This window comes from Pseudomonas agronomica, from assembly GCF_025917275.1.
In the GTDB taxonomy this organism is placed as follows: Bacteria; Pseudomonadota; Gammaproteobacteria; order Pseudomonadales; family Pseudomonadaceae; genus Aquipseudomonas; species Aquipseudomonas agronomica.
In genome coordinates this window covers 1-1,417 of record NZ_JAOSHO010000818.1, presented here as the reverse complement: position 1 = coordinate 1,417, position 1,417 = coordinate 1, and the positions used below count along the sequence as shown (strand labels likewise).

Annotated in this window: 2 protein-coding genes and 1 pseudogene; 1 reads left to right on the top strand and 2 read right to left on the bottom strand. The window is 60.1% G+C overall.

Annotation, left to right across the window (positions count from 1 at the left end):
- Positions 1-695: pyridoxal kinase PdxY (gene pdxY / locus OC610_RS27400; protein ID WP_264432575.1), on the bottom strand; the 695-nt coding region annotated here is incomplete at its 3' end.
- Positions 696-814: 119 nt separating this feature from the next.
- Here pdxY and OC610_RS27395 point away from each other — a divergent pair.
- A complete protein-coding gene (locus tag OC610_RS27395) occupies positions 815-1,237 on the top strand; it encodes a DUF3301 domain-containing protein (RefSeq protein WP_217860676.1) in 423 nt (140 codons plus the stop codon).
- Between the two features lie 12 nt (positions 1,238-1,249).
- On the opposite strand, the pseudogene OC610_RS27390 reads toward OC610_RS27395, so the two are convergent.
- Positions 1,250-1,417, bottom strand: a pseudogene (locus tag OC610_RS27390) (cobalamin biosynthesis protein CobW); the annotation flags it as partial.

Sequence of the window (1,417 nt, the reverse complement as noted above, 5' to 3'; positions counted from 1 at the left end):
AGGAACAACCCCGACGTGAGGTCGCCCACCCCCACTGGTTGACGCGGAAACGCCAGCAGCGGACGGCGCAAATGCCAACTGCCATCAGCCGTGACCAGCAGCATCTCGAAACTGTCTTCGGGCTTGCCGGGGTAAGCCAGGTGTTTGACCAGCACGACCTTCGGACCGCGGGCCAGCAGCGCACGGGCCATGGCCAGACAGTCAAACAATGATTGCGCCTTGCGCCCCGAAAAACTGTCCAGTTCCAGTTGGTTCGGGCACATGATATCGGCCACGGCAGCGGCTTCCTCCACCAGGAATTCGCTGACCTCGGGCGCCACGATACAACCCTTCTCCGGGTGTCCCATGACCGGGTCACACAGGTACAGCGCCTTTGGGTTGCAAGCCTTGATCCGCGCCACACCCGCCAGAATGGCTTGCCCCTGGGCCGCGCTACCCAGATAACCGGAGAGCACCGCGTCGCAATTGCCCAGCTCGCCGATGGCGGCGATGCCTTCCACCAACAGCGGTATCTGGGCGGGCGCGAGCACTTCACCGGCCCATTGTCCGTACTGGGTATGATTGGAAAACTGCACGGTATTGAGCGGCCATACGTTTACGCCGACCCGCTGCATCGGAAACACGGCAGCGCTGTTGCCGGCATGGCCAAATATCACATGGGACTGGATGGCAAGCAGATGAGGCGTACGTTTCATGCGGGAAGTTTCCGTAAAACGAATGAAATTCAAGCCGCGCAGTATGCGACTAAACGCAGCCTGTACGACAGACCGGCGAGACAGTTAAGCTGACGGCAACTTGTTGGAGCTTTTCGTTCATGCTGACCCTTGGAAACATTTTCGTGCTGATGCTGCTGGCTACCGGTGGCGCCTGGCTGTGGCACAACCATGGTTTGCGCGAGCGCGCCTTGGCGAGGGTCATGCAACATTGCGCCAACCTCAAGATCGAGCTGCTGGACGGCAATGTCGCGCTGCGCAAGATCGGATTCGTAAAGGACGCCAGCGGACGACGGCGCCTGGCGCGTGTGTATAACTTCGAATTCACGGTGACCGGCGAGACCCGTCATTCGGGTACGATCACTCAGTTTGGTGCCCACAGCGCCCACATCGAACTGGCGCCTTACCCGATGCCGTTCGAAGAAACCCCGCCTGCGCCGATTGAATCGGTCCAGACTCGGCCCAGGGCTGAGGTCATCGAACTCAGCCAATGGCGCCAGGAGCACAACAAGTGGAAGCCGTGAAGCGCGACTGATTCACAGACATCGGCAATTTGCCAAGCTCGTTTGCAGCGCAACCACGTCCTGCGGTTCGGCGAAGATCAGTTCGATCCGTGAATCCTGTCGCCACTCGCTGGCCTGCCATTGCAACGACGCACTCTCCAACGCATTGGCCGAGACCCAACCGTCAGCGCTGTGGATAAC